At 34.5% G+C, this 26,468-nt stretch carries 31 protein-coding genes; 22 read left to right on the top strand and 9 right to left on the bottom strand.

The annotated features are described in order from the left end of the window. The first annotated feature begins 109 nt into the window (after positions 1–109). The gene (locus CER22_RS12265) at positions 110–373 is read left to right on the top strand and encodes a hypothetical protein (RefSeq protein ID WP_000432423.1); all 264 of its coding nucleotides are present in this window, start codon (positions 110–112) and stop codon (positions 371–373) included. A 372-nt stretch (positions 374–745) separates the two neighbouring features. After that, entirely contained in the window at positions 746–976 is a 231-nt protein-coding gene (locus CER22_RS12260) for a hypothetical protein (RefSeq protein WP_000789031.1), read from the top strand. 259 nt (positions 977–1,235) lie between these two features. Here CER22_RS12260 and CER22_RS12255 read toward each other — a convergent pair whose 3' ends face one another. Then, positions 1,236–1,667, bottom strand: a complete 432-nt coding sequence (locus CER22_RS12255; RefSeq protein WP_088608839.1) for a cytidine deaminase — start codon at positions 1,665–1,667, stop codon at positions 1,236–1,238. Between the two features lie 184 nt (positions 1,668–1,851). On the opposite strand from CER22_RS12255, the gene CER22_RS12250 reads away from it, so the two are divergent. The 9 genes from CER22_RS12250 (at position 1,852) to dltD (ending at position 10,427) form a co-directional block, all read left to right on the top strand. Then, on the top strand, positions 1,852–2,343 hold the full coding sequence (locus CER22_RS12250; RefSeq protein WP_142291758.1) for an ankyrin repeat domain-containing protein: 492 nt from the start codon (positions 1,852–1,854) through the stop codon (positions 2,341–2,343). Further along, positions 2,340–2,930, top strand: a complete 591-nt coding sequence (locus tag CER22_RS12245) for a DJ-1/PfpI family protein (RefSeq protein ID WP_088063722.1) — start codon at positions 2,340–2,342, stop codon at positions 2,928–2,930. Before CER22_RS12250 ends, CER22_RS12245 begins: the two co-directional genes overlap by 4 nt. 557 nt (positions 2,931–3,487) lie before the next feature. Then, on the top strand, positions 3,488–3,844 hold the full coding sequence (locus CER22_RS12235) for an FtsB family cell division protein (protein ID WP_001228712.1): 357 nt from the start codon (positions 3,488–3,490) through the stop codon (positions 3,842–3,844). Between the two features lie 259 nt (positions 3,845–4,103). Next, positions 4,104–4,430 (top strand): DUF3870 domain-containing protein, encoded by a 327-nt coding sequence (locus tag CER22_RS12225; RefSeq protein ID WP_048547447.1) that lies wholly within the window; start codon positions 4,104–4,106, stop codon positions 4,428–4,430. A gap of 154 nt (positions 4,431–4,584) precedes the next feature. Next, positions 4,585–5,646 carry a dipeptide epimerase gene (locus CER22_RS12220; RefSeq protein ID WP_141555007.1) on the top strand — a complete coding sequence of 354 codons (1,062 nt, stop codon included), beginning with the start codon at positions 4,585–4,587 and terminating at the stop codon, positions 5,644–5,646. Positions 5,647–5,685: 39 nt separating this feature from the next. Then, positions 5,686–6,687: a C40 family peptidase gene (locus CER22_RS12215; RefSeq protein ID WP_088608838.1), complete on the top strand. Its 1,002-nt coding sequence runs from the start codon at positions 5,686–5,688 to the stop codon at positions 6,685–6,687. Positions 6,688–6,707: 20 nt separating this feature from the next. Beyond that, a complete protein-coding gene (locus CER22_RS12210; RefSeq protein WP_088063720.1) occupies positions 6,708–8,330 on the top strand; it encodes a peptide ABC transporter substrate-binding protein in 1,623 nt (540 codons plus the stop codon). A 119-nt stretch (positions 8,331–8,449) separates the two neighbouring features. Continuing rightward, a complete protein-coding gene (locus CER22_RS12205) occupies positions 8,450–8,977 on the top strand; it encodes a GNAT family N-acetyltransferase (protein ID WP_048547882.1) in 528 nt (175 codons plus the stop codon). 268 nt (positions 8,978–9,245) lie between these two features. Continuing rightward, positions 9,246–10,427, top strand: coding sequence for a D-alanyl-lipoteichoic acid biosynthesis protein DltD (gene dltD / locus CER22_RS12200; protein WP_088063719.1), 1,182 nt, complete (start codon positions 9,246–9,248; stop codon positions 10,425–10,427). A 38-nt stretch (positions 10,428–10,465) separates the two neighbouring features. Here dltD and CER22_RS12195 read toward each other — a convergent pair whose 3' ends face one another. Continuing rightward, positions 10,466–10,690 carry a hypothetical protein gene (locus CER22_RS12195; protein ID WP_000558704.1) on the bottom strand — a complete coding sequence of 75 codons (225 nt, stop codon included), beginning with the start codon at positions 10,688–10,690 and terminating at the stop codon, positions 10,466–10,468. Positions 10,691–10,830: 140 nt separating this feature from the next. Here CER22_RS12195 and CER22_RS12190 point away from each other — a divergent pair, with 140 nt between their 5' ends. Further along, positions 10,831–11,304 (top strand): DinB family protein, encoded by a 474-nt coding sequence (locus CER22_RS12190; RefSeq protein WP_088063718.1) that lies wholly within the window; start codon positions 10,831–10,833, stop codon positions 11,302–11,304. A gap of 51 nt (positions 11,305–11,355) precedes the next feature. Here CER22_RS12190 and CER22_RS12185 read toward each other — a convergent pair whose 3' ends face one another. Continuing rightward, on the bottom strand, positions 11,356–11,961 hold the full coding sequence (locus CER22_RS12185) for a DedA family protein (RefSeq protein WP_061664652.1): 606 nt from the start codon (positions 11,959–11,961) through the stop codon (positions 11,356–11,358). 234 nt (positions 11,962–12,195) lie between these two features. Continuing rightward, positions 12,196–12,960 (bottom strand): DUF1836 domain-containing protein, encoded by a 765-nt coding sequence (locus tag CER22_RS12180; RefSeq protein ID WP_000447225.1) that lies wholly within the window; start codon positions 12,958–12,960, stop codon positions 12,196–12,198. Between the two features lie 259 nt (positions 12,961–13,219). Here CER22_RS12180 and CER22_RS12175 point away from each other — a divergent pair, with 259 nt between their 5' ends. After that, positions 13,220–13,669, top strand: a complete 450-nt coding sequence (locus CER22_RS12175; protein ID WP_000914471.1) for a hypothetical protein — start codon at positions 13,220–13,222, stop codon at positions 13,667–13,669. Further along, positions 13,657–13,965: a YxcD family protein gene (locus CER22_RS12170; protein ID WP_060487081.1), complete on the top strand. Its 309-nt coding sequence runs from the start codon at positions 13,657–13,659 to the stop codon at positions 13,963–13,965. The genes CER22_RS12175 and CER22_RS12170 overlap by 13 nt, the downstream gene beginning before the upstream one ends. Positions 13,966–13,989: 24 nt before the next feature. Here the strand turns inward: CER22_RS12170 and CER22_RS12165 are convergent, their stop codons facing one another. From CER22_RS12165 to CER22_RS12150, 4 genes are all read right to left on the bottom strand, one after another. After that, positions 13,990–15,225: an NAD(P)/FAD-dependent oxidoreductase gene (locus CER22_RS12165; RefSeq protein ID WP_088063716.1), complete on the bottom strand. Its 1,236-nt coding sequence runs from the start codon at positions 15,223–15,225 to the stop codon at positions 13,990–13,992. After that, entirely contained in the window at positions 15,222–15,554 is a 333-nt protein-coding gene (locus tag CER22_RS12160) for a (2Fe-2S)-binding protein (RefSeq protein ID WP_088063715.1), read from the bottom strand. The genes CER22_RS12165 and CER22_RS12160 overlap by 4 nt, the downstream gene beginning before the upstream one ends. Then, positions 15,551–15,823: a (2Fe-2S)-binding protein gene (locus CER22_RS12155; protein ID WP_088063714.1), complete on the bottom strand. Its 273-nt coding sequence runs from the start codon at positions 15,821–15,823 to the stop codon at positions 15,551–15,553. The genes CER22_RS12160 and CER22_RS12155 overlap by 4 nt, the downstream gene beginning before the upstream one ends. Before the next feature lie 75 nt (positions 15,824–15,898). Next, positions 15,899–17,560, bottom strand: coding sequence for a sigma-54 interaction domain-containing protein (locus CER22_RS12150; RefSeq protein ID WP_088122355.1), 1,662 nt, complete (start codon positions 17,558–17,560; stop codon positions 15,899–15,901). A 181-nt stretch (positions 17,561–17,741) separates the two neighbouring features. On the opposite strand from CER22_RS12150, the gene CER22_RS12145 reads away from it, so the two are divergent. The 7 genes from CER22_RS12145 (at position 17,742) to CER22_RS12115 (ending at position 25,395) form a co-directional block, all read left to right on the top strand. Next, positions 17,742–18,917 (top strand): NAD(P)/FAD-dependent oxidoreductase, encoded by a 1,176-nt coding sequence (locus CER22_RS12145; RefSeq protein ID WP_088063712.1) that lies wholly within the window; start codon positions 17,742–17,744, stop codon positions 18,915–18,917. Beyond that, positions 18,914–19,951, top strand: a complete 1,038-nt coding sequence (locus CER22_RS12140) for a proline racemase family protein (RefSeq protein WP_060487075.1) — start codon at positions 18,914–18,916, stop codon at positions 19,949–19,951. The genes CER22_RS12145 and CER22_RS12140 overlap by 4 nt, the downstream gene beginning before the upstream one ends. Beyond that, a complete protein-coding gene (locus tag CER22_RS12135) occupies positions 19,948–20,889 on the top strand; it encodes a proline racemase family protein (RefSeq protein ID WP_088063711.1) in 942 nt (313 codons plus the stop codon). The genes CER22_RS12140 and CER22_RS12135 overlap by 4 nt, the downstream gene beginning before the upstream one ends. Positions 20,890–20,906: 17 nt before the next feature. Beyond that, positions 20,907–21,803, top strand: a complete 897-nt coding sequence (gene dapA, locus CER22_RS12130) for a 4-hydroxy-tetrahydrodipicolinate synthase (RefSeq protein WP_088063710.1) — start codon at positions 20,907–20,909, stop codon at positions 21,801–21,803. A gap of 18 nt (positions 21,804–21,821) precedes the next feature. Next, positions 21,822–23,306, top strand: coding sequence for an aldehyde dehydrogenase family protein (locus CER22_RS12125; RefSeq protein ID WP_088608837.1), 1,485 nt, complete (start codon positions 21,822–21,824; stop codon positions 23,304–23,306). A 130-nt stretch (positions 23,307–23,436) separates the two neighbouring features. Further along, positions 23,437–24,927: an alanine/glycine:cation symporter family protein gene (locus tag CER22_RS12120; RefSeq protein WP_088063708.1), complete on the top strand. Its 1,491-nt coding sequence runs from the start codon at positions 23,437–23,439 to the stop codon at positions 24,925–24,927. Between the two features lie 30 nt (positions 24,928–24,957). Continuing rightward, entirely contained in the window at positions 24,958–25,395 is a 438-nt protein-coding gene (locus CER22_RS12115) for a carboxymuconolactone decarboxylase (protein ID WP_133058557.1), read from the top strand. A 146-nt stretch (positions 25,396–25,541) separates the two neighbouring features. Here CER22_RS12115 and CER22_RS33635 read toward each other — a convergent pair whose 3' ends face one another. Beyond that, positions 25,542–25,838, bottom strand: coding sequence for a hypothetical protein (locus tag CER22_RS33635; protein ID WP_088063706.1), 297 nt, complete (start codon positions 25,836–25,838; stop codon positions 25,542–25,544). Between the two features lie 107 nt (positions 25,839–25,945). Between CER22_RS33635 and CER22_RS12105 the strand changes: the two genes are divergently transcribed. Further along, the gene (locus CER22_RS12105; RefSeq protein ID WP_088063705.1) at positions 25,946–26,449 is read left to right on the top strand and encodes a GNAT family N-acetyltransferase; all 504 of its coding nucleotides are present in this window, start codon (positions 25,946–25,948) and stop codon (positions 26,447–26,449) included. Positions 26,450–26,468 lie beyond the last annotated feature (19 nt).

Below are 26,468 nucleotides of genomic sequence, written 5' to 3'. Positions count from 1 at the left end.
AAGCATTCTTCTACTAACTACATATACTACTTATATTAAAGGCAGTTACTATTTCAAATAGAAATGTTATTTTTCTATAAATGATATTTTAGAGAAGTAGGGGATAAATTTGGAAAACGTAGAACAAGACAGAATTGAAAATCAAGTGTATTCCAATCGTGTAGTAAGATCAGAATTTGATGCGAATTGGGAAACATGTATATCAAAAAGTGGCTATGTAATTTATGTAGCAACAAGTAATAATGCTGAAGTAATAGTACTTCTTGCAGATGGTTCAAGTAAACTATTAATTTTTGAAAAAGGCGGTAAAGTAGTAGTAGGCGGTGGTGGTACAAGTCATTACAGTAAGCCGCATATTGCAAGAAATATTTAAGGTAGTACATGTATTTGAGAAGAAGCTGGAAAACGGTTATTCATTCATGTTTAGAGTATGATAGACTAACCGTTTTTATTTGTTTATATTATTTTAGAAGAACTCGATTGATTACAAATACATCGGTATGACCAGCAAAAATTAGGAGGAAATTGTACGGATAAGAATTCGAAATATAATGTAAGTTTGGAAGAAACATATAAGCAATTTTAAAAAGTATTTCCTATTTCGGGAAATGCTTTTTCTATGTTATAGTATAATAGTGTTTCGAAACGATGTTATTTTAATATACTTCAAATCTTGTTGTGTATTATTTTTATATTAAATTAGTTGTGCAAGTATTTTTTTATATAAGGAGTAACAATTAGAGAAATGAAAAATATAGACTTTATACTAGAAAGTGATGAGGCATTAAAACCGTCGGAACGATTAGTACTATTATTATTAGAGAAGCATAGAATGTTATATACGAACGATCTATTAGCGTTATCTAATTTATCATATAAAACATTAACAGATTCATTAACAGCGCTTGTTTTAAAATCATATGTGTTAAAGGAAACAGGTAAGGGAAGAAGACAGAATTGTTATAGATTAGTATGATAAGACTGCTTATTTTAGAGAATTTATATTGATATTTTTCGAATGTAAGGAGAAAAAGGATTTTGATTTTCAAATGAAAAACGAACCGCAATACGTACTTGAATATTTGAATTTCATTTTTGTTAATGATAATTTTATAATTATCGAAAATAGAAAAATAAAATAAACTGCATATAAAAGAAATAAAAAACAATCCGTTTTTAAAATGGATTGTTTTTTATTGGAATAATATTATTTGATGAATGGAAAACAGGAATGATTATTCTACTTCACTTGTGTACTTTTCAGGTAATAATTCCATTACGTTACATTTTACAAGTTCACCATTATAAGAAAGTATAACGTTCGTATTTTTTCCGTAATCACTTATTAATTCTCGACACATACCACATGGAGCAACAACCCAACATTTTTCTATGTCTTCATGAGGGTGTGGGTGAGCAACTGCTACAATGGTATCAAATTCATGATTGCCTTCTGAAATAGATTTTCCAATCGCCATAGCTTCACCGCACACTGTTATTCTTCCGACATTCGCTTCAACATGCACTGCTGCATAAATATTACCTGTTTTAGTTCTTACAGCTGATCCGATATGATGACGACCATATTTATAGTTTTTTTCGATTACTTTTTCAGCAGCTGTAATTAAATCATAGTCTTCACTATTTAAAGGCATTACTTTTAACATAATTTCTCCTCCGTATTAAACATGATTATTTTTGTTTTAACATAAATTTTTAATATTTAAAACAAAAGATAGAGATTAGAGTGATAATATTATTATGTAAACTGTTATTTTAACAGGAAATTATAATAATCAATAGAACATATAGAAGAGTATACTTAAATATTTTGAAAGATGGGAGATTATTATGGCGATTTTACAATCAATAGTACAAGCTATTATAAGTGGTAATAAGGAAGAAGTGGTGGAGTTTATAAAGACGAATCCAAGTGCTGTTAACGAATTTAGTGACGATGGTTGGACTCTACTTCATTTATCGGCTTATTTTGGACAAAAAGAGATAGCAAGTTTTCTTTTAGAAAGTGGGGCAGATATACATATTAGAGCAAAAAACGAAAATGAAAATACACCTTTGCAAGCGGCCATAGCGAATAAACAAAGTGAGCTTGTTGCTTACTTAATTGAAAGTAGATCAGATGTAAATGCTATACAAAGTGGGGGTTGGACAGGGTTACATGAAGCAGCATTATTAGGAAGTGAAGAAATAGTTATGTTACTTCTTGAAAATGGAGCTAATAAAGCGATTAAGAAAAATGATGGAAAAACAGCGTATGATATTGCGTTAGAAAAAGAATATGATCACCTTTTACACCATTTAAAACAGGAAGTGAACGTATGATAAATAAGTGGAGCGTAGGCATATTTTTATTTAACGAGGTAGAAGTGTTAGACTTCGCGGGGCCATTTGAAGTTTTTTCTGTAACTGAAGCGGATGAAGAAAAACCATTTACTGTTTACACAGTTAGCCAAAATGGAGAAATGATTACAGCAAGAAACGGATTAAAGGTAAAGCCAGATTATAGTATTGAAGATTTACCACCAGTTGATATTTTAATCATTCCAGGTGGTAAAGGTGTTCGGGAAAATGAAGTACAAAATGATATTATAATAAATTGGGTTCGTCAGCAAATGAAAGAAGTAAAGCTAATGACTTCAGTTTGTACGGGTGCGCTATTACTTGCGAAAGCCGGTTTACTGGAAGGCTTAAAAGCAACAACGCATTGGGCTAGTATTCAAACCTTCAAAAAAGATTTTCCGAATGTAGAAGTAATGGAGAATGTGAAATTTGTAGATGAAGGACACATTATTACATCTGCAGGTATTTCAGCTGGTATTAACATGTCATTTCATATTGTGAAAAATTTGTTAGGTGTGGAGATTGCTGAGGAAACAGCAAAAAGCATGGAATATGAAATTGAATTGTAAAATAAAAAAGCCCAATTGGGGCTTTTTTATTTAGTAAAGTTTCCTAACAGGTGATCTATGCTCAAAATCTTAGTTCTAAAACAGTAATTCCAGTTTTATCGAATATACGACAATTTATCCCGCATTAATGGGCAGTAAGACCCTCACCTCAAAATTCAGCGAAGGCAAAGAAGTTAGGTGGGGGTTGGGCTGCCCATAAAAGCCCGATTGGTTCAACTAATAATCAGTGGGGGATGAAGAAAAACCCCACTAATTAAAGTTTCACTTTATCTTTTTCCTCCTTGTAAGCATGTTATAACATCGATATGTAGGGAAGGTATTTTGTGTGTAAAAAAACTCTTCTACAATAATAGAAAAAGAATAACAGAAACTACTATTTTATGGCAGCATACATAAAAAAATTCAAAGTAAATATGGAAATGTCGTCGAATGCTATCTTTAATTGGTTGATTTGTAAGATATTTTTGTGAAGGAGCTTATTTTATAAGAATAGAATTATAGTTAGTAAGGGATTATGCCGAGGGTAGTGAAAATATATGTGTTAGGGGGATTTCATAATGAGGAAACTCAAGCGAATAAATGTTCCTAATATAGAAGAGCAACTATCACAGCCTAATGAGAAGCGAGCAATTAATAAGAAAAAACTAAGACGATTTATATTCATGTTTATATTTATTGCGGCGGCTACTTTGTACCTTCAATTTATTTTAACGAAACAACAAGAAATAATCGTAGAAAAAAAAGATACAATAACGAATCAAAAAAAACAATTGGTCTCTTTAAAGAAAGACCAGGATTCTTTAAAGACTAACATAGAAAATTTAACAGACGATGAGGAAGAAATTTTGAAGTTTGCGAGAAAAGAATATCAATTTTCAAAGTCAAATGAAACTATATTTGTGTTGCCGAAGTAGTGTAATAGAACAGTTAGCGATTGCTAGCTGTTTTTTTATGTATGAATGGCATGGTACAAGTAACAATCACATATTGTAAAAATGAAGAGTTTGAGCTGTTTTTATACTTATGGAATATACACTGAAATAAATGTTGTTAAAATTCTGTCAATTGTATTATAATACAAGGTGAGCGGATACATTTCTTAATCAACGTTGAGTTTATCACTCATACGACTATTAAGAAAACCGTTATCCCGTATTAGAAAGGAAGATAGCTGTGTACGCTTCAAATACAATTTATATCGTAGGGGATGCGAAAGCACCTCAAAATAATCCTATTACCGAAAAGTTCAAAAGTTATTTTGTAGCGTTTGTACTTGTTAAGGAGACAGGGGAAATTGTAGATGCAGATTGCTCAGCGACAATTGCATTAACATCTCAATTCGTTAAATATTTGTTTCTACATAAAAATATTAATGATCCACTATTGGTAACAGAAATAAAAAATAGATACTTCGGTTCGTCTCAAAAGGCACTACTTGTAGCGTTAAAAGATGCGCAGAAAAAATATAATCAAATTGCTGCTTTGTCTACCTATTCCTAGACAAAATCCAGCCATAAGAATCTTCTTATGGCTGGATTTTTTTTATTTCACATTAATCTCCTATATGAAAAGTAAGCGAAAGAGGAGATTAATTGTCCGTAAAAAACTAATTTATTTTGTGGATTAAGGTTCCACTTTGTCAGACAATGAAAGGATGAACAATATGAAAATTACGGATGTAAAAGTAAAGCGTAGACGTGTAAATCTTCATACACCGTTTAAAACGGCGCTTCGTACCGTAACTGAAATAGAAAGTATAGATGTATATATTCATACAGACGAAGGAGTTATTGGCAAGGGGGCTGCAGCCGCAACACCAGTTATTACGGGTGATTTCGCTAACGGGATTGAAGAAGCAATTTTAGGACCGATGCGTTCCTGTTTAATTGGTCAAGATATCATTCAATTTCAGCAGTTACTGCAGCACATTCAAATGAGTTGTATTGGAAACCCAAGTGCGAAAGCCGCGGTAGATATTGCTTTATATGATGTGTATTGTCAACACCAAAACGTTCCACTTTACGCATTATTAGGCGGAAAGAAAGAAATTCATACAGATATTACGGTGAGTGTAGATGAGCCTTTTATTATGGCGAAAGAGGCAAAGCAACATGTAGAAAAAGGATTTCAAACTTTAAAAATTAAAGTGGGAAAATCTGCTCATTTAGATTTAGAACGTATTGAAGCAATTCGAAATAGTGTACCAAAAAATACGACGTTACGATTAGATGCAAATCAAGGGTGGAATCCAAAAGAAGCGGTTACGATCATTAAAGAGATGGAAAATCGTAATTTAAATATCGAGTTTATTGAACAACCTGTTCATGCGAAAGATTGGGATGGGTTAAAGTATGTCAAAGATCATGTACAAACGCCCATTATGGCAGATGAAAGCATATTTTCAGCGAGTGATGCATTGAAAATTGTTCAAGGAGGATATGCAGACTTAATTAATATTAAATTAATGAAATGTGGCGGCATACGTGAAGCGTGGCGTATTGCCGATATTGCCGAAACAGCTGGTGTAAAATGTATGGTCGGAAGTATGATGGAATCTTCACTTTCTGTTAGCGCTGTAGCCCATTTAGCTGCTGCACATCCTAATATTCATTACTTCGATCTGGATGCACCGCTTTGGTTAATGGAAGAACCGGAAGGAATGACTTATTCTGGATCAAAGGTAAACCTTCAAACGACAGTGAATAGTAAATCTTAGGAGAAGAGACTAGTAAACTATCTTTTAAGGGGGATATTTATGAAAAAAGTAGGAACTGCATTTTTAACAACTTTATTTATATTTTCATCGTTTACATCAGCAAATGCTGAAGAGAAGAAAGATAGTAAAGCGTTTATCGATGTATCTGCCGCAACACTTTGGACTGCGCCTGATTCATTACGGCCAATTGATGCACCGAGCGCTACAAACCCAGTTGATTTGTGGAAGTGGACGAAATCAATGACGCTTGATGAGAAACTTTGGTTAACAAATGCAAATAAATTAGAAACGCAAGCGTTGTTAGGTCAAGAAGTAACGGTTGTTGATAAAAAAGGGGACTGGGTTAAAGTGTTAGTCCATGGTCAGCCAACACCTCGAAATGAAGAGGGCTACCCAGGGTGGATGCCCGAAAAACAGTTAACATATAATCAAGAATTTGCTGATAAAACAAATGAACCTTTCGTATTAGTAACAAAACCGACAGCCATTTTATATATAAATCCTTCTGAACAACATAAATCACTTGAAGTGAGCTATAATACGCGACTGCCACTACTTAGTGAAGATACGATTTTGTACCGCGTGTTGTTACCAAACGGACAGAAAGCTTGGCTACGAAAAAATGATGGGACAGTTTACCGTTCGCAAAATGATATTCCAACTCCTACAGCTGATGATTTAATAAACACTGGAAAAATGTTTTTAGGATTACCGTATATATGGGCAGGTACAAGTGGCTTTGGATTTGATTGCTCTGGATTTACACATACGATTTATAAATCACACGGTATTACAATTCCGCGGGATTCAGGTCCGCAATCGAGAAATGGAGTTGCAGTTGATAAAGAAAATTTACAAAAAGGAGATTTAATCTTCTTTGCACATGATCAAGGAAAAGGTAGTGTTCACCATGTTGCTATGTATATTGGTGACGGAAATATGATTCACTCACCAAGAGCTGAAAGATCAGTAGAGATTATACCGCTAAATACACCAGGATATATAGAAGAATACGCTGGTGCTCGTCGTTACTTACCTTAAAAAATAGAGGGGGTTTTCAAATGAAAAAAGTTGTTCGTTACTCATTAGTTAGTACTCTATTAGTTTCTTCATTTTTAGTAGGATGCGCAAAAGAAAAAACAACGACAAAGCCGAAAGATGAGAAGAAAGTATTACAGTTACTAGAAACGGGTGAAATTCCGTCATTAAATTCAGGGAAAGTAACAGATGCGGTATCGTTTAACGTTATAAATAACGTAATGGAAGGATTATTCCGTTTATCGAAAAATGATGAAGTGATTGAGGCTGGAGCACAAAAATATGAAATAAGTAAAGATGGAAAAACATATACATTCCACTTGCGTGAAGCGAAATGGTCTAACGGAGATCCAGTAACAGCACAAAATTACGTATACGCTTGGAAGCAGCTGATTAATCCGGATACTGCTTCTCAATATGCATACATTGCTTACGATGTGAAAAATGCGGAGAAAATAAATAAGAAACAATTAGGTTTAGATGAATTAGGAGTAAAAGCGACGGATGATAAAACATTCGTTGTAGAACTAGAACATCCTGTACCGTATTTTACGAAACTACTAATTTTACCGTCCTTCTATCCAATTAATGAAAAATATGCGAAAGAGCAGGGCGATAAGTACGGATTAGAAGCAAATAAAGCGGTGTATAACGGGCCATTTACATTATCAGAGTGGAAGCATGAAGCTAGTTTTACACTGAAAAAAAACGATAAGTATTGGGATAAGAAAGAAGTGAAGCTAGATGAAGTAAACTATCAAATTGTTAAAGAAATTTCAACTGCGGTAAATTTATATGAAACAGATAAAGTTGATAGAGCTGTCATTTCTACAGAATTCGTCGATAAATATAAAAGTAATAAAGAGCTAAAACAATATACAGATCCGGTTATGTACTTCTTCCGATTCAATGAAAATGTACCGATTCTTAAAAATAAAAACGCAAGGCTTGCGCTAAGTACAGTGTTTGATAAGAAAGGACTTGCGACTTCATTTTTAAATGATGGTTCGGTTGCTGCTAACTATTACGTACCAAAAGGATTTTTAAAAGGTCCAGATAAAAAAGATTTTCGAAGTACAGCAGGTGAGTTTAATAAAACTGATGTAAAACAGGCGAAAGAATATTGGGAAAAGGCGAAACAAGAGACCGGTACAAATGAAGTGACGCTTGAATTATTAAACTATGACTTAGAAAACTTCAAAAAAGTAGGAGAATACATTAAAGAAGAGCTAGAGAAAAACTTACCAGGCTTAAAGATAAATGTAAAATTACAACCACACACGCAAAAACTAGCGTTAGAGAAGAAGAAAGAATATGAAATGTCATTATCACGCTGGTTACCGGATTATCCAGATCCAATGACTTACTTAGAAGTATTCCTTTCTGGAAGCAGTGTGAACAATACAGAATATGCAAACCCAGAATATGATGCGTTAATTAAGAAGATTAAAACAGAATTAGGTAATGATGAAAAAGCTCGTTGGAAAGCAATGCAAGATGCTGAGAAAATGTTACTGGATGATGCAGTAATTGCACCGGTATTCCAGCGCGGATTATCATACTTACAAAAGCCGCATGTGAAAGATTTATATGTACATCAATTCGGTCCAGCTACAAGTTTAAAATGGGCAGATGTACAAAAATAAAAGTATGGAGAAACAGACTTCACATGTGTGATAGTCTGTTTTTCTTATTTAAAGTTAGAGAAATAGTCCGTGGTATAATTTACTGGTCTGTATAAAATGTTTGGATGGGAATGATGTTTATGTTTGAAGAAAAGGAAGTAATATGTACAAAAAGATTGTTCATGAGGAAACCAAGTATAGAATATGTTGATCAATTTTATAACATATTAAAGAAAGAAGCTGTTGGCAAATGGCTTGCTAAATCAAGAGGAATGTCAAAAGAAGAAGCAAATGATTATATCAGGAATCTTATATTACATTGGGAACAGTATAATTTTGGTGTATGGTTGTTATTTAATAGTGAAACAGGAAAGCTTTTAGGACATTGTGGTTTAAGAAAAGTGGATGAAACTGATGAAATAGAGATTATGTATCTACTTGATCCAGACTATTGGGGAAATGGATATGCATCAGAAGCAGCAGGGGCTTCTATTCAATATGCAAAAGAGACGATGGGTGTAAAAAGAATAATTGCTAGGGTGAAAATAGCAAATGACAATTCGAAAAATCTTTTACGAAAGTTAGGTTTTACATATACTCATGATATTGATTATAGTGGACGTATCTTATCTTATTTTGAATTTAATATAGCTCCTGATGAATTATAGACATTTTATATATTTTTTCATGTCTTAAAAATAAAATTATTAGTAAAATTCCAGTGTGAAATTTATGTAGAATCTTGTATAATTAACGTGTTTCTATGGAAACATTTTCTTGCGATATTTGTATAGAACTTAATAGAACAAGGAAAGAAATACATACATGTATATAATAGATAAATAGAATGGGACATGTATAGAGAAAAAGGAGAGAAATGATGGCGTGTCAAAAACAAGGGTTACAATTTAATAGCGATAGAAAGAGGAAGAGACGATGAAAATGAAGCATGCTTTCGGTCCCATAATTTTAGCGTGTGTGCTTTTTTTCATTATCATATTAATCCCATCGAAAAGTTTAGTATCACTTATTAGTGATAAGAAGGTAGAAGATGCGGCAACTTCCTTACAAAAAGAAAAACTACAAAGTGTTTTCTTACAGCAAAAAATGTTAGAGAATTCGCAGTATTTACCGATGTATGGTTCATCTGAATTTTTACGAATGGATGCATATCATCCGTCTAATTACTTTAAAGTAAATCCTGCAGGTTTTACACCATATTTAATGGGGATTGGCGGTACACAAAGTTTAGCTCATATATTAAATATGACGTCTACAATGGATGAGTTAGAAGGTAAAAAAGTAGTCTTTGTTCTATCACCACAATGGTTTACTAAAACGGGTGTATCACAAGGGGATTTTACTAACAATTTCTCCAAACAACAAGCATATCATTTTATTTTTAATGATACAATAAATGTTGAAATGAAGAAGCAAATTGCGAAACGATTATTAGACTATAAAGTTGTTCAAAAAGATGATATATTAAAAAATTCATTAGAAGGTATTGTATATAATGATACGAAACATAACATAAAAGCAGGTTTAGTTAAACCACTTGCTTATATGCATCGAAATATTTTAGATCATAGAGATGTATTTAACTCCTTATTTAAGATTGAACCGATGAAAGAAAAAACAAATATGGGACTACGTTCAATTTCTTGGGTAGATGCACGTAAACATGCGGAGGAAGAAGGAAAAACGGAATCTACTACAAACACATTCGGAATTGAAAATCCGTATTACTATAAACATAATTTAAAGAAAAAATTAAAAGGTTTAAAAAACTTTAGAGCAAATGAATCATATGAAGAATCACCAGAATATGATGACTTACAAATTGTTTTAAATATATTTAAAGAGAAAAATGTTAAGCCACTATTCATTTCTGTACCTGTAAACGGACCGTGGTATGATTACGCTGGTTTCCCTAAAGAACGCCGTGAAGTGTATTATAAAAAAGTTCGGGAACAAGTTGAGAAAGCAGGATACCCAGTAGTTGATTTTTCTGGCCATGAATATGATAAGTATTTCTTAAAAGATACAATTCATTTAGGTTGGAAAGGCTGGATTTACTTTGATGAAGCAGTACAAAACTTTTATACTGAAAAATAAGAGTGGAGAAGAAGGAACGGCTATAAGCTGTTCCTTTTTTAGTATAGAGTATTTTGATGTGGGCAATTCGGAAAGGCATGTATATCTTGAATTTGTCTAAAATCATAATGCTTCATTGCGAACTGCGCTTGATAAAGGTATTCATACACATATAATTGACCATCATGTGCTGAACATAATACACCAGAAGTTCCCTGCCCATTTATGAAGGAAATACCGATAGGGCGTCCGATTAAGTATTGTATTTTTTGTTGCCAATGCATAGGGAAATCACTCCTTTTAGAGTTAATATACGAAATGGACGAATGAATTGTTGCTTATCCACATAATTATGGAGGCTTTTTATACAATTTCTAGAAGATATTAATATGAATGAATTACAAGTGCGAGAAAGGAATGCATAATGAAGAAAGAAAATATTTTAGAAGAAAAGTTAAATATAATAGAATGGTGTCAAACATTGAAGGAAGTACCTGATGATATATGGTTTCAATCATTTAAAAATGGTTCGTGGGGGATTGCAGATGTGATTTCACATTTTATTATTTGGGATGATTTTGTAATGAAGTATCGAATTCCTTATTTTCTTAGTACTCAATCAGTGCCTCATTTTCCAACAGATGTAGAGGAAATGAATAAGAGTGCAATGATATATGCAAGATCAGGTATTTCAAGAGAAGAGCTTATCAATCAGTTTAGCTATACTCGTAAACAATTAGTAGACGAAATTGAGCGAATTCCTGCCGATAATTTTTATAATGACTTTCAAATTGGTACTAAAAAAGTCATGCTGAATCATTATTTTTCATCACTCATTCAGCATGACTTAAAGCATAAGGAAGAAATAATCCAATTTTTAATACATAATCAAGTCTAATATAAAAACCGCTAACATTCGTAATGAATGTATAGCGGTTTTTATATTATCTTAAGCAAGATTTTTACGTTTTTTTGTCCATTTTTTAAGGATGAAGTATAGTAGGATAAGTATGACGCCGCCAATTGCGAAAGACTTCACATACGGTCCCGCAATATCGTTTATATTCTCCCAATTTTGACCTAGTTTTTCACCTAAATAAATAAAAATAATAGACCAAGGAATGATTGCAAGTGCTGTTAATGTAGTGAAACGTAATAATGGCATTTTTGTAATACCAGCAGGAATTGAAATCGCATGACGTACTACTGGAATAAAGCGTGCAGTGAAAATTACACCAGTCCCGTAACGATTAAACCAATCTTCAGCTGCATCTATATGTTTTTTATGAATGAAAATATATTTTCCGTATCGTTCTAATATAGGTCGTCCACCGTATCGTCCAAGCCAATAAATAAAGATTTGAGCAATAACGCCGCCAATTGTACCGAATACAACGGCGCCTACAAATGAGATACTACCATTGAATACTAAGAATCCCGCATAAGCAAGGACGATTTCACTTGGAATAATCTCAATCATTAGACCAAGCATAATGCCCCAATAACCTAATCCTTCAAAAAACGTTAATACTGAATGAATAAAACTACTTACCATTGTTGCACCTTCTAGTTTATGTATTTTTGAATAGGTGAACCTTATACTTAATAACATAAAAGATTCACTATGTGTAGATTATACCTTATTTGTATAGGGGATTGCTATTTCAATTCTTTTATGTCTCTCATAAGTAGTATAGTACAGGATATGAGCTTAGTTTTCATGAAGAGAAAATGAAAAGATTATTAAAAATTTCTCATAAAAAAATAGAAGCATTTCTGCTCCTATTTTTTACGGTTTCACTTCTAAATTTTGTAAAAATAAAGTTGCTGTTACGTAACGTTTTGCTAACATTTGTACATAAGCGGTATGCACAGATAATGTGGCAATAATAATCGCATTACGAATTGCTTCACGTTGTTCGTTGTTAACCTGATCGAACTTGCTTGCAATTTTATCAGCTCTTTCTTTCACGATATTTTCAATTGTATGGATTGTATCTGTTGCATTTAGTTGTAAGCAATTCCCTTGATTGAGTTCTTCAAATAGAGAAGAGTATGCTCCATATAAATGAACAGGATTGATTAAGTCATCACTTCGATCGGCTGGGTCATTTACAATAAGGCGTAATAGCTTACGAATGGATTCAAAATCAAGTGCTGTTTTTAAATCTTCAACAATGAATAGTAAGGCTGCTTGTTCAATTGAATATTTTTTTCCTTTTTGAGGAGAGCCAATCATTTCTTTTATATCTCGTTTCACCCAGTTTTGCATGGCTGTTACTGAGAAACTTGTATTTTCAATCTGATTTCCAAGCGCAACTATTTCATTTAATGAAAAACCGACGTCTGTATCATCAATTTTAATCAGTTTTTCAAAAATAGGTGAAAGTGCGGTAGTAATAAAAGCAGTTACGCTTTGTCCGCTTTCAATATCTTTTTTATGTGACTTTGCCCAAGCTTCTTGTAAAATACCGAGAGGCTTTTTCGTATTCCATCCTCTTAATGATAGAAGAAGGGTAGCCATTTCGTTTCGTGTGAGATGAAATGTTTCCATCTTTTCACCTCCAAAAATAATAAAAAGTTCTTATGAACCTATAATATGTTTTGTTTCATTTAAAGTCAATTCTGTTTTGCTTAATTTTTCCTTTGTCACCAAACTGTCGGAAGTAAATAATACTTGCATATTTCGACAAAAGTTCATATAATAAGTTCATAAGAACCTTTAAAATGTTTTTAAAAATAAATCTATCATTCTGAATTTACTAGAAAGGTAGATTTCACATATATCTATATAAAAGGAGAATGGATATAATATGTTGAAAAAACTTGTAGCAGTCATGACAGCATTCATGGTTATTTTTGGAGCTAGTAGCTTCATGTTTGTAGATCACGCAGCAGCGAAGGGTTACAAATCTGGTAAAAAATCATACACACCAAGTTCTGGTCAAAAGTCAAAAGTTGATTTGAACAAAAAAGATAATAACGTAAACTCACAAAAAACAACAACAGATTCAAAAACAAAGGCAACAAACACAGCACCAAAGAGTAATAAAGGAAGCTTTATGAAAGGTTTATTACTAGGTGGTCTTGGTGGTTTACTAATGGGTAGCCTATTTGCAAATATGGGAGCTCTTGGTTCTGTATTAGCGTTTATGGTAAATATGTTAGTAATGGCTGGTATCGTAATGTTAGCAGTTCGTGCATTTAAATACTTCAAAGATCAACGTAAGAAAAAGGAAGATGAAGTAGCATGGAAACAATAAAAATTTCTGAACAAGAACTTATCAATGCGCTTTGTGTATATATCGCTGAAAAAAGACAAGTTGGTCCAGAAGAAGTTTTAGTTGAACTAATGTATGATGATGACTACGGTTTCTCTGCTGAAGTAGAGGTAAATGGTCGCCAGCAAATTTTAATTCAAGCGAACTTAATTGAAGCATTACGCTTATTACTTGACAGAGAATATAATGTCAATTCATTTGCAGCAAGATTACAACTTGAATTAGATGAAGAAGAAGGCATTTACGCATTAGCAAAGTTTAATAACTCAGATGAGTAGAAAAAAGAGCTGTTGAGAGTAATCTCAGCAGCTCTTTTTAGTATGTGTATATGCCAGGGAATAATCACGCCAAATTTCATTCATTTTCCGTCTACCGACATCAATCATCGGATTAAATTGAATGGCAGCTTGTTGTCGTACGATATGTACATGTTGGATCGCCTGTTGCAAGTGTTGTTCAACCGAATGGGATTTATTATTTGCCTGTTTTACGATTGAATATCCAGCAACAGTTCCTTGTGCCATTGCAATTTTCCCACTTTCAATGCCAGTTATATTGCCGGCTACAAATAAACCGGGAAGAGGGGTTTCCAGCGTTTCGGAATGCAGTGGAACATGGCCGCCTAATTCCGGAATGTAACGGAAAGGACAGCCAGCTACAGCAGCAAGCTCAGCAAGAGGGTATAAGCCACCGGCAATACAAACGAAGTCTGCCTCATATATTTGTTCCGATCCAGTTATGATGTTTCCTTTCGTATCAATATTAGCAACGCGTACACCTTCAACTTGATCTGTACCGATAATTTCAAGAGCTGCTTTTCGAAGGTGAAGTGGTGTTCCATTTATTTTCATACCTTTATTAGGGTAGAAGTTTAATCCAACTTGTTTCGCCCAATTATATTTCATCAATCGACTACCTATACGTAATAAAGGTGACGGGGCAAGGTGGGCAGCGTGTAAGAGTGAGTTTAATACTTCTTCTGGTTCACCAGCCTTTTGACTTAATTCATTTTTTTCAGGAAGTACGATATGTTCCACTTTAATTCCCGCTAATTGTAATTCATTTAAAATAGCGAATGACAAAATGTTAGCGCCAATAATTACTCCTTTTCGCCCAACTTGAACGCGATGTACATTTGTCATTACTTGGGCTGCACCAATCGACATGACTCCTGGAAGTGTCCAACCAGGAAGGGGGATGGAGTACTCAGCAGCGCCAGTAGCAAGTAAAACGAACGGCGCTTCTAACGTACCGATATTCGTATGTACGAACCAAGAACTTTCATCTTTATCTAAATTATAGACGGAAATGCCGCATCGAATATCAACTGAAAGTGATTTTGCTTCTTCGTGAAGGCGTTTTGATTCTTCTATTCCGTTCCACCATTCTCCAGTAGGTTCTTGATGTAATTGTCCGAGCAACCTTCCGCCAGGCTTCATAAATTCATCAATAACAAGTACATTTAGTCCAAAACGAGCACAAGAGATGGAGGCTGACAAACCTGCTGGTCCAGCTCCAATAATAATGACATCATTCATCGCTTTTTCACCATCTCTCTCACGATATTTGGATGCTGTTTGCCGCTATTAACTACCATATCTTTTTCAACAACAGTTAAGCATGCTCGTACGTTCGTTTGATTGTTTACTGTCACGCGGCATTCAGAACAATGCCCGATATTACAGTAAATACCTCGCGGCGTCCCGCTATCTTCATGCACTCTTAAAGTTCTTATTCCGTTTGCAAGTAAAGCGGCCGCAATCGTTTCATGTTCATATGCTTCATATTGTTGCCCGTTAAATTGGAAAGTGATGCGATTACTACTATTTAAACTCCCTAAAACAGGATGATGGGTAATTCTATTCATTTATTTTCACCTACCGCTCCAAAGGTAACTGCGCGCACTGGTGGTTGATATTTTAATGGAATTTCATTAGTAGTTACTTCAGGATTTGCACTTTCAATCATTCGATCTATCATCATTCTACATGTGCGGCCACCGCAAAATCCCATGCCAGCACGTGTTCTTAGTTTTAATTCTCTCGCCGAGCAATTATATTCAGCAATTGTCGATTGAAGTTGACCGTATGTAACTTCTTCACATCGACAAACAATTACATGATCTTTATTCGTCATATGTATTCCTCCTCTAGTTCGGTTTGCACAAATTATATAATGCAAAAACTATGCCAATATAGAGGAGGGAAACGGTTATTGTAAACCAAGTTTTTTTAAACGGTTATATAAAGTGGCTCTCGTAACACCGAGTTGTTTCGCGCACTCTAATTTATTCCCATTTAAAATGCGTAAAGCCCTCTCAATAACTTTCTTCTCATGTTCATCCATTTCTTCTTGTAAAGAAAGGATTGTATGATTGTTGCTGAGTAATAGGGAATGAGCCGTATGATTCTCTAACGTTTCAGTTGTATGAAATGGTAAATATTCTTGTTTTATAATACCGTCAGTCGCAAATACGACAAGTCTTTCAACAACGTTACGAAGTTCGCGAATATTACCTGGCCAATTGTAATGAAGTAACTCATGCATAATGCTGGAAGGTAAGTCACGAATTGGTCTGTTATAGTTGATTGAAAAATCGTTTAAAAAAGAATAGGTTAATTCAATAATATCCTCGCGTCTTTCGCGCAGCGGTGGAATATGCAAGCTAACTACATTTAGGCGATAGTATAAATCTTCTCGGAACGTGCCTTTTCTCATTTCCTCTTGTAAATCACGATTTGTAGCAGCGATAATGCGGAAATTAATATGAATCTCTTTTTCTCCACCAACTCGGTAATATTTTCGTTCTTGTAGTACACGTAAAAGCTTTACTTGCATATCGAGCGGCATTTCTCCTATTTCATCTAGGAATAATGTACCGCCTTGCGCGAGCTCTATTTTACCCTTTTTCCCTTTACTATTTGCACCAGAAAACGCCCCGCGCTCATACCCGAATAATTCACTTTCAAATAACGCTTCTGGAATGGCGCCGCAGTTAATTGAAATGAAAGGTGCTTTAGTTGCTTCACTTGCTTCATGGATTGCTTTCGCAAATACTTCTTTTCCAACACCACTTTCTCCGAGTATTAAAACTGTTGATTTCACCGAACACACCTTTCTAGCTAATTGTATCGTTCTTTGTATAACAGGGCTCTTTCCATTCATCGCAAGGAAAGGGTCTAATTCATCTTTATATTTTGCGACCTCTTGTTCTAATCGGTGCATTTCATGTGACATATTAAATAGTTTTTCATTTAAAGCAACTTGATTCGTAACATCAGTTTCTGAAACGACTGCTCCAATAATTTCATCGTTACAATACACTGGGTTTGAGTTAATTAATACAAATAAATCTGGACGAGGCTGATGGAACTGAGCAATTATGCTTTTTCCGTCATGTAATGATTGTAAAATTTCCAAATCTTTATAGTCAAAAAAGCGAGTGATAGGTTGTCCAATAATTTCAGTATGGTTGACTGAAAAAATCTTTTCGGCGCCATCTGTCCAAGTACGAACACATTCTTTATCATCGATAACTGTAACAGAAGAATCAGTTGTTTGTATTACGGTGTTATAGAAAGATTGTAGTTCATTGTAAGACTTAACAAGAAACGGAATGATTTGCTGAGCCGTTATACAGCATATAGGCTCTTTATTTTCGTTTATTACGATAACGGTCATTTCATGAGAAAACGCGTCAATTAAAGTGTTGAATGAATCATCTTCATCTATAACTGCACAGTTGTATTTTTCTGTAGTAGAAGGGCTGTAATAAAACTTTTCGTTAACTTGCTCAATATGTTGCAAATTGTTTGTGTGATCAATTAATAAAGTTTTTAGAAATTCTTGTATTGTGGGAAATGAGAATGCCATATTGTCCTCCTATTATGTATAAAAATTTTGACAGTGATAAAAAAATAATACACCTATTTATGATAAATTCAAAATATTTTTACAAATAAAAATATTATTTGTAAAAAGTGTATATATGTAGAGTTGGCACATCAATTGCATAAAAGAAAGTGAGGGATTAAAAAGAAGGGAGGGGTGCTACGTGAGGCACTGTGACGTTTTAATAATAGGTGGTGGAATTATAGGATGTTCAATCGCTTATTACACTTCAAAATACGGAAGAGACGTAACAATCATTGAAAAAGGAGAATTTGTCAGTGGGACGTCTTCACGGTGTGACGGGAATATTTTGGCTATTGATAAAGACCCAGGGTTTGATAGTCAAATGTCGTTAGTAAGTCAAAAGTTAGTAACTGATTTAAGTGAAGAGTTAGAGCACTCATTTGAATATAGAGCACCAGGAAGTATTCTCGTATGTGAGTCGGACGAAGAAATGGAAGCAGCCCAGCAATGGGTGAATCGTCAAAAGGAAGCTGGTTTACCGTTTCGAATGCTTGATAGACAAGATATAAGAGAAGAATCGCCATTTTTTGCAGAAGAGTTATTAGGCGGGTTAGAATGCGCAACGGATTCGACTGTAAATCCATATCTCCTTGCTTTTTCACTTCTTACAGAATCGAAGAAATTTGGTACGAAAGCTTTTAATCATACGGAAGTAAAAGAAATGAAAAGAGATATAGACGGTTCCTTTATTGTAGAAACGACTAACGGGACGTTTACTGCGAAACAAGTGGTAAACGCAGCCGGTGTGTGGGCTCCGAAAATCGGAGAAATGTTGGATGTAAATATCCCAATTGAACCGAGAAAAGGGCATATTATTGTAGCTTCAAGGCAACAACACGTTGGTTGCCGTAAAGTAATGGAATTTGGCTATTTAATTTCTAAATTTGGCGGAAAACGAAAAGTGGATGCTTTAACTGAGAAATATGGGGTAGCTCTTGTGTTTGAGCCGACAGAAAGCCAAAATTTTTTAATTGGTAGTAGTAGAGAGTTTGTAGGTTTTCATACGAAGATAAACAACGAGGTTATTAAATGTATTGCAAACAGAGCAATTCGTTTTTATCCGAAAATGGCGGATATGATGGTGATTCGTTCATATGCTGGATTACGCCCGTGGACAGAAGATCATTTGCCAATCATTTCACGCGTGCAACATATCCCGAACTACTTTATCGCAGCGGGGCATGAAGGGGATGGCATTAGCCTTGCAGCGGTTACTGGAAAAGTAATTGAAGAGTTATTAAATGAAAAAGAAACAATCATTCCTATTGAACCACTTCGTTTGAGTCGTTTTACAGAAAGGGTGTTAAATGGATGAGGTCACAAAGAGTCTTTACGACGATTGATACACATACGGGCGGGAATCCGACGAGGACATTGATAAGCGGACTTCCAAAGTTAATTGGAGAGACGATGGCAGAGAAGATGTTACATATGAAAAAGGAGTATGACTGGATTCGCAAATTGTTAATGAATGAACCGCGTGGTCATGATGTAATGTCAGGAGCACTATTAACAGATCCGTGTCATCCTGAAGCAGATATTGGTGTTATATACATAGAGACAGGTGGATATTTACCGATGTGTGGTCACGATACAATTGGTGTATGTACAGCTTTAATTGAATCAGGTTTAATTCCTGTAGTTGAACCGATTACTTCGTTAAAGTTAGACACGCCAGCCGGCTTAGTTGAAGTGGATATCTTTGTTCAAGATGGAAAAGCGAAAGAAGTCTCTTTCTGTAACATACCAGCTTTTTTATTGAAACATATTACTGTACAAGTTGAAGGGATTGGAACTGTAGAAGCAGATATTGCGTATGGAGGAAATTTCTATGCCATTATTGATGCGAAGTCAGTAGGTTTAGAGTTAGTACCGGAACATGCATCTACAATCATCGATAAGGCAATTCATATTAGAAATATCATTAATGAGGAATTTGAAATCATTCATCCGCAGTATTCATTTATTAGAGGGTTAACCCATATTGAATTTTATACAGATCCTACTCATGAAAGTGCTCATGTGAAAAATACAGTTGTCGTTCCGCCAGGAGGAATTGATCGTTCTCCATGTGGTACAGGAACATCAGCGAAGTTAGCTGTATTATACGCAAATCAAAAAATTGAAGTGGATGAAGAGTTTATTCATGAGAGTATCGTTGGCTCTTTATTTAAAGGGTGCGTCATAAATACAACATCTGTAGAAAATATTGAAGCTGTCGTAACGAAAATTACAGGTTCAGCTTGGCTTATGGGGATGCATAGATTTTTTTATAATGAAAAGGACCCACTTAAAGAAGGCTTTTTGCTAATTCCGCCGATGGAACATGAAACGGAGGATGTAAAATGAACATTCAAAAAATGTATACAGCAGTAGACGTACATGTAAATGGTGAAGCATTTCGTGTAATGAAAGATGTACCATGCAAATACTACTACAGTTTAGAGCAATTAAACGAACAATTTTCAGGTGAATTAGCAGAAGAAATGAAGCTTGTATTAAATGAACCACGTGGTTTTATCGGATTAAATGGATGTATTGTCGTTCCTTCTATTCATATGGAAGTCGATGCAGCTGTATTATTTTTTAATCATGAAGGATCCATTCCGCTTCATTATGGGGGGATTGTCGCAGTCATAACGATGTTACTAGAAAGCGGGTATTTAAAAAAGAGAGAGACGAACCAATACAAAATTGAAACGCTATCTGGTATATTTTCAATCCATGCGTATGTAGAGAATGATGAAGTTGTATCTGTTTCGTTTGAAAGTAAACTATGTTATATGATTGAGAAAAATTTACAAGTTGGTAATATAAGTTACTCTCTCATTCAGGCAGATAAAGTATATGCAGTTGTAGAAAAGGATGCATATTCACCAGAAATCAGTATTGAAAATATCTCTAAATTAAAAAAATGGAGTGAAGTTACACTTCAAGCTATACAAAAACAGTCATTAATAAAAAGACTTATTTTAGTAGAATCTATGCAAACAGAAAAGAACCATATAAAGTCGATTACATTTCATGAAGATAACTTTATCGTACGTTCGCCTGGTTTTGTTTCTACTATTGTATCTTATGTTCATACACTATTTAAAAATGATTATATAGCGGATAAACCTTTTAAAAATGAAAGTATATTTAATAGCTTTATAACAGTGGAACAAGTGAAGAAAGAAGAACAAGGATACATTTTTCGCTTTGAAAGTAGAGGATTTATTACAGGGATGCAGACGTTTCTATTAGACTCTACAGATCCGTTTCCGACAGGATTTTTATTAAAATAGTAAAGGGAGAGATAAATATGAAAAAAATTAAAGGGGCATTTCCAGTATTGATCACACCGATGGATGAGTTTCAAGAAATTAATTGGAACGGTGTAAAACAAAACGTAAACTATTTTATCGATCAAAAGGTAGCTGGCATTATTATTAATGGAAGTACAGGTGAGTTTGTTAGTTTATCAAAAGAAGAACGATTTAAAATGGTAGAAACAGTATTAAAAGAAGTTGATGGCCGTATTCCAGTTATTGTAGGAACTGCAGCAGAAACGACGAAAGAAACGATTGAATATACGAAACATGCAGAAGCACACGGAGCGGATTGCGCATTAATTATTAACTCGTACTATTGTAAGCCGAAAGAAGAGGAAATTTATTTTCATTTTAAAGAAATCTCAAACGCTGTAAATATACCAATTATGTTATACAATAATCCGTTTACATCTGGTGTTGATATGAGTACAGAGCTCATGCTACGTATTGGAAAAGAATGTGAAAATGTTACACATATTAAAGAATCTAGCGGAGATATTCGTAAAGCAAGAGATTTAGTACGACAAGGCGAAGGTGCTTTTCAAGTCTTCTGTGGATCTGAAGATTTAGTTATGGAATCTTATTTAGTAGGTGCAACGGGATGGGTTTCAGTAGCAGGAAATATCGTGCCGGGACTTGTTACGAAAATGTATGAGCATTTCCAAAATGGTGAATTAGAAAAAGCTTGGGAAATAAACGATGCTATTTTACCTCTTTGCAAGTTTCTTGAAGGATCAGGAAAATATGTACAAATCGTTAAACGCTCAATGGAATTACACGGGCAAGCAGGGGGACCTTCTCGTTATCCGAGACTCGGATTAACTGAAGAAGAAGATCAAAAACTTCAAACGATTATTTCAAAAATTGCAGCTCATGCAGCTGTTTAAATAAGGAGGAGAGCATATATGTTAACGACAAACATTGAGCTGAGACCAAACGTGAAAGCGTTTTTAAATGAAGAAATTAAATTGTTTATTAATGGTGAATTTGTACCTTCCATTAGCGGGAAGACATTTGAGACATACAATCCAGCAACAGAAGATGTTTTAGCTGTCGTATGCGAAGCGCGAGAAGAGGATATTGATGTAGCGGTAAAAGCTGCAAGATCTGCATTTGAATCAGGACCTTGGGTAGAAATGACTACCGCTGAAAGAGCGCACCTTATTTATAAATTAGCAGACTTAATTGAAGAGCATGGAGAAGAATTAGCGCAGTTAGAAGCTTTAGATAATGGAAAACCATATCAAGTAGCACTGGATGATGATATTGCAGCGACTGTAGAAAATTATCGTTATTATGCGGGATGGGCTACGAAAATTATCGGGCAAACAATTCCGATTTCAAAAGATTACTTAAATTACACACGCCATGAACCTGTTGGCGTTGTAGGTCAAATTATTCCTTGGAATTTTCCACTCGTTATGTCTTCTTGGAAAATGGGAGCTGCACTAGCAACAGGTTGTACAATCGTATTAAAACCAGCAGAGCAAACGCCTTTATCGTTATTATATACAGCGAAGCTCTTTAAAGAAGCAGGTTTTCCAAACGGTGTTGTAAACTTTGTTCCAGGTTTTGGCCCTGAAGCAGGAGCTGCAATCGTAAACCATCATGATATTGATAAAGTAGCCTTCACAGGTTCAACAGTTACAGGGAAATATATTATGCGTCAATCTGCAGAAACAATTAAACATGTAACGTTAGAACTTGGTGGTAAATCACCAAATATCATTTTAGAAGACGCTGATTTAGAAGAAGCGATTAACGGCGCATTCCAAGGTATTATGTATAATCACGGCCAAAATTGTAGTGCTGGATCTCGCGTATTCGTTCACCGAAAACATTACGAAACAGTCGTAGCTGAATTAGTAAAAATGGCGAACAACGTAAAACTTGGAGCAGGTATGGAGAAGGAAACGGAAATGGGGCCACTCGTATCTAAAAAGCAACAAGAACGTGTGCTACATTACATTGAACAAGGAAAAGCAGAAGGTGCTACTGCTGCTACTGGTGGTGAACGGGCATTTGAAAAAGGATATTTTGTACAGCCAACAGTTTTCACAAATGTTACTGATGATATGACAATTGTGAAGGAAGAAATTTTTGGACCCGTTGTCGTTGTACTTCCATTTGATTCAACAGAAGAGGTTATCGAAAGAGCAAATCGCTCTTCATACGGACTCGCTGCGGGCGTATGGACACAAAATATTAAAACAGGACATCAAGTTGCCAATAAATTAAAGGCAGGAACAGTATGGATTAATGATTATAACTTAGAAAATGCAGCTGCACCATTTGGTGGCTTTAAACAATCTGGAATCGGTCGTGAGTTAGGTTCATATGCGCTTGATAACTATACAGAAGTGAAAAGCGTTTGGGTAAATATAAAGTAATAGAGAATCTAACTGTTAATAAATAGAGGGATGAAATAATGAGAGATACGGACAACTGTAAGGTTTAATAATAGTTGTCCGTTTTCTTATATATAAAATAGTTTTCAAAAGAATGTTAAGGGGGATTTGGATGGAGCAATTAGTAGAGTGGTTAGTAGGGCAAGTATGGAGTATTGGGTTAGTTGTTTTTGCATTAGGGGCAGGTGTGTATTTTACAATTGCCACTCGTTTTCTGCAAATTCGTTATTTTAAAGAGATGATTAAACTATTATTTGAAGGGAAGAGCTCGGAGACGGGAATTTCATCCTTTCAAGCATTTTGTTTAGCCTTATCAGGTAGGGTTGGAATAGGTAATATCGCAGGGGTCGCGACAGCTATCGCTTTTGGTGGACCAGGAGCTGTGTTTTGGATGTGGGTAATGGCTCTTTTAGGAGCAGCGAGTGCATTTGTTGAATCAACATTATCTCAAGTGTATAAAAGTAAAGTTGGGAATGAATACCGAGGTGGTACACCATATTTCATTGAAAAAGGCCTGAAAATGAAATGGTTTGCAGTCATTGTAGCGGTTGTTGTAACACTTTCATATGGCGTTTTATTACCAGGTATTCAGTCTAGTAGTATCGCAGTTGGATTTGAAAACTCTAATGGCATTAGCAAATATATAACTGGAATATTATTAGTTATATTATTAGCATCAATCATTTTTGGTGGCGTAAAGAGAATTGCGGGCGTTTCGCAAATGCTTGTTCCATTTATGGCAATAGGTTATGTAATTGTTACATGTATCGTATTAATTGCGAATGTAACAGAAATTCCAAGTATGTTCGCTTTAATTTTCTCTAGTGCTTTTGGTGTAAATGAAATGTTTGGAGGAATCGTCGGTGCAGCGATCGCATGGGGCGTAAAGCGTGCTGTATTTTCAAATGTTGCTGGTGTTGGAGAAGCGACGTATAGCTCCGCTGCTGCTGAAGTATCCCATCCTGCAAAACAAGGGTTAGTTCAAGCGTTTTCTGTATATATCGATACAATTGTTGTATGTACAGCGACAGCTCTTATGATTTTAATAACAGGTATGTATAATGTTATACCTGAAGGGAAAAGCGCTATAGTAAAGAATATAGGGAATGTTGATGCAGGTCCAATCTATACACAACAAGCAGTTGAAACTGTTATGACAGGGTTTGGTCCATTATTTATTTCAATCGCAATATTTTTCTTCGCATTTACAACTTTACTCGCATACTACTATATCGCTGAAACAACACTTACTTATTTAGATCGTGAGCTTAAACATAGCTGGTTAAAACCAGTTTTAAAAATTGGATTTTTAATTATGGTTTACATCGGTAGCGTAGAATCAGCGTCGCTTTTATGGAATCTTGGAGATTTAGGAATCGGTAGCATGGCATGGTTAAACTTAATTGCGATTCTACTATTAAGTAAAATCGCATTAAAAGTGTTAAAAGATTATGAAGTACAGAAAAAGGAAGGGAAAGATCCAGTATTTGATCCTAAAAATGTGGGAATTGAAGGTTTAACGTTTTGGGAAGAAAGAAGTAAAGAAATTGAAAGGAAAAACTATAAAGAACAAACGGTAGAGGATGATAGTCTGAAATTTTAGTTATAATAAACTGAATATTCATTCTATTATATGAGGTATATTACCTTCTTTTCATCACATACTACAATAGGTACACATAATTTGAATGGGGGTAATAATAAGATGGAACACGAACAACATAGTTCAGTAAATGACGTTCTACATCATTATAAAGAAGGTATCGGTAGTTTTACAAACCAAATTCCTGAAATTGCAGAAACATATAATGCATTCACGCAAGCTTGTTTTCAAGAGGGCGCTTTAACAAAAAGGGAAAAACAACTTATCGCATTAGGAATTAGTCTAGCAACGCAAGATGAATATTGTACCATTTATCATACAAAAGGTTGTCTTGATCAAGGATGTTCAGATAAAGAGATTCTGGAAGCATGTGGTGTATCAGCAGCATTTGCTGGCGGAGCTGCAATGAGTCAAGCGGTAACATTAGTACAAGAGTGTTTAAGTGAACTGAAAAATCAGAAGCATTGAATGTAAAAGAACGTTTTAAACTTTATGTTTAAAACGTTCTTTTACGTGAGATTAAATTTGAGTATAAAAATTATCTGGTATGTGATGTATTAAAGTAAGAATTTTAAATTTAGTCGGAATGAGAAATAACAACTATTTATTTAGTATTAAGATTTTCTAAAAAGTTTCAATTGTTTCATATAATCAATAGCTTTTGTTTTGTTCTTTTGTTTACATACATATTCGAATTCATTCTTATCTCGATAATAACAATTCATTATTTCTTCTGTAAGAAATCCATCGGAAATAGCTTTTTTAATTGCGCAATGTGGTTCATTTGTATGAGTGCAGTTAGAGAATTTACAGCTCATAGATATCTCTTCGATATCTTCATAGCCAAGATTAAAGTTGTCCTCATGTTTTATTAAGTCAAAACCTGTTTTACTAATGGTTAATCCCTCCACTTGCCATACATTATATAAGTATGTTTTATCTAAATATATATTTCCTTTTAGTAACCTGTTATTCCTTCCTTAAAACTTGGTACAATGAAACAAAAGGGGGATTAGTAATGCAAAATTTAGTAATTGAAGAGATTAAGCAAATAAATGATGATATGGAAGAGCTTTCTAAACTTTTGAAAACGGTTGTAGATGATGGGGCGTCAATTGGTTTTTTACCTCCACTGGAACAAATAGAATCAACAAAGTATTGGGAAACTGTTTTAGCACCAGAAGTGATCTTGTATGTTGCTAAAATAAATAATGAAGTGGCAGGGAGTATTCAATTACATTTAGTTACAAAGCCTAATGGGATTCATAGAGCTGAAATTTGCAAGTTAATGACTCACCCGAACTTTAGACGTAACGGTATTGGACGTTCGCTTATGCAAAAAGCAGAGGAAAGAGCAAAGCAAGAAAATAGGTCTCTTATAGTGCTAGATACGAGAGAAGGAGACCCTTCTAATAGATTGTATAAATCATTAGACTATAAAGAAGTTGGAAAAATACCAGAATACGCAATATCTCCAAATGGTAATTTAGATGCAACGGTTATTTATTATAAAATGATTTAGTATTTTTATTTGAAAAGAG

It is taken from the genome of Bacillus sp. K2I17 (genome assembly GCF_002209985.1).
Classification (GTDB): Bacteria; Bacillota; Bacilli; order Bacillales; family Bacillaceae_G; genus Bacillus_A; species Bacillus_A wiedmannii.
This window is presented reverse-complemented; position numbering and strand designations above follow the sequence as displayed.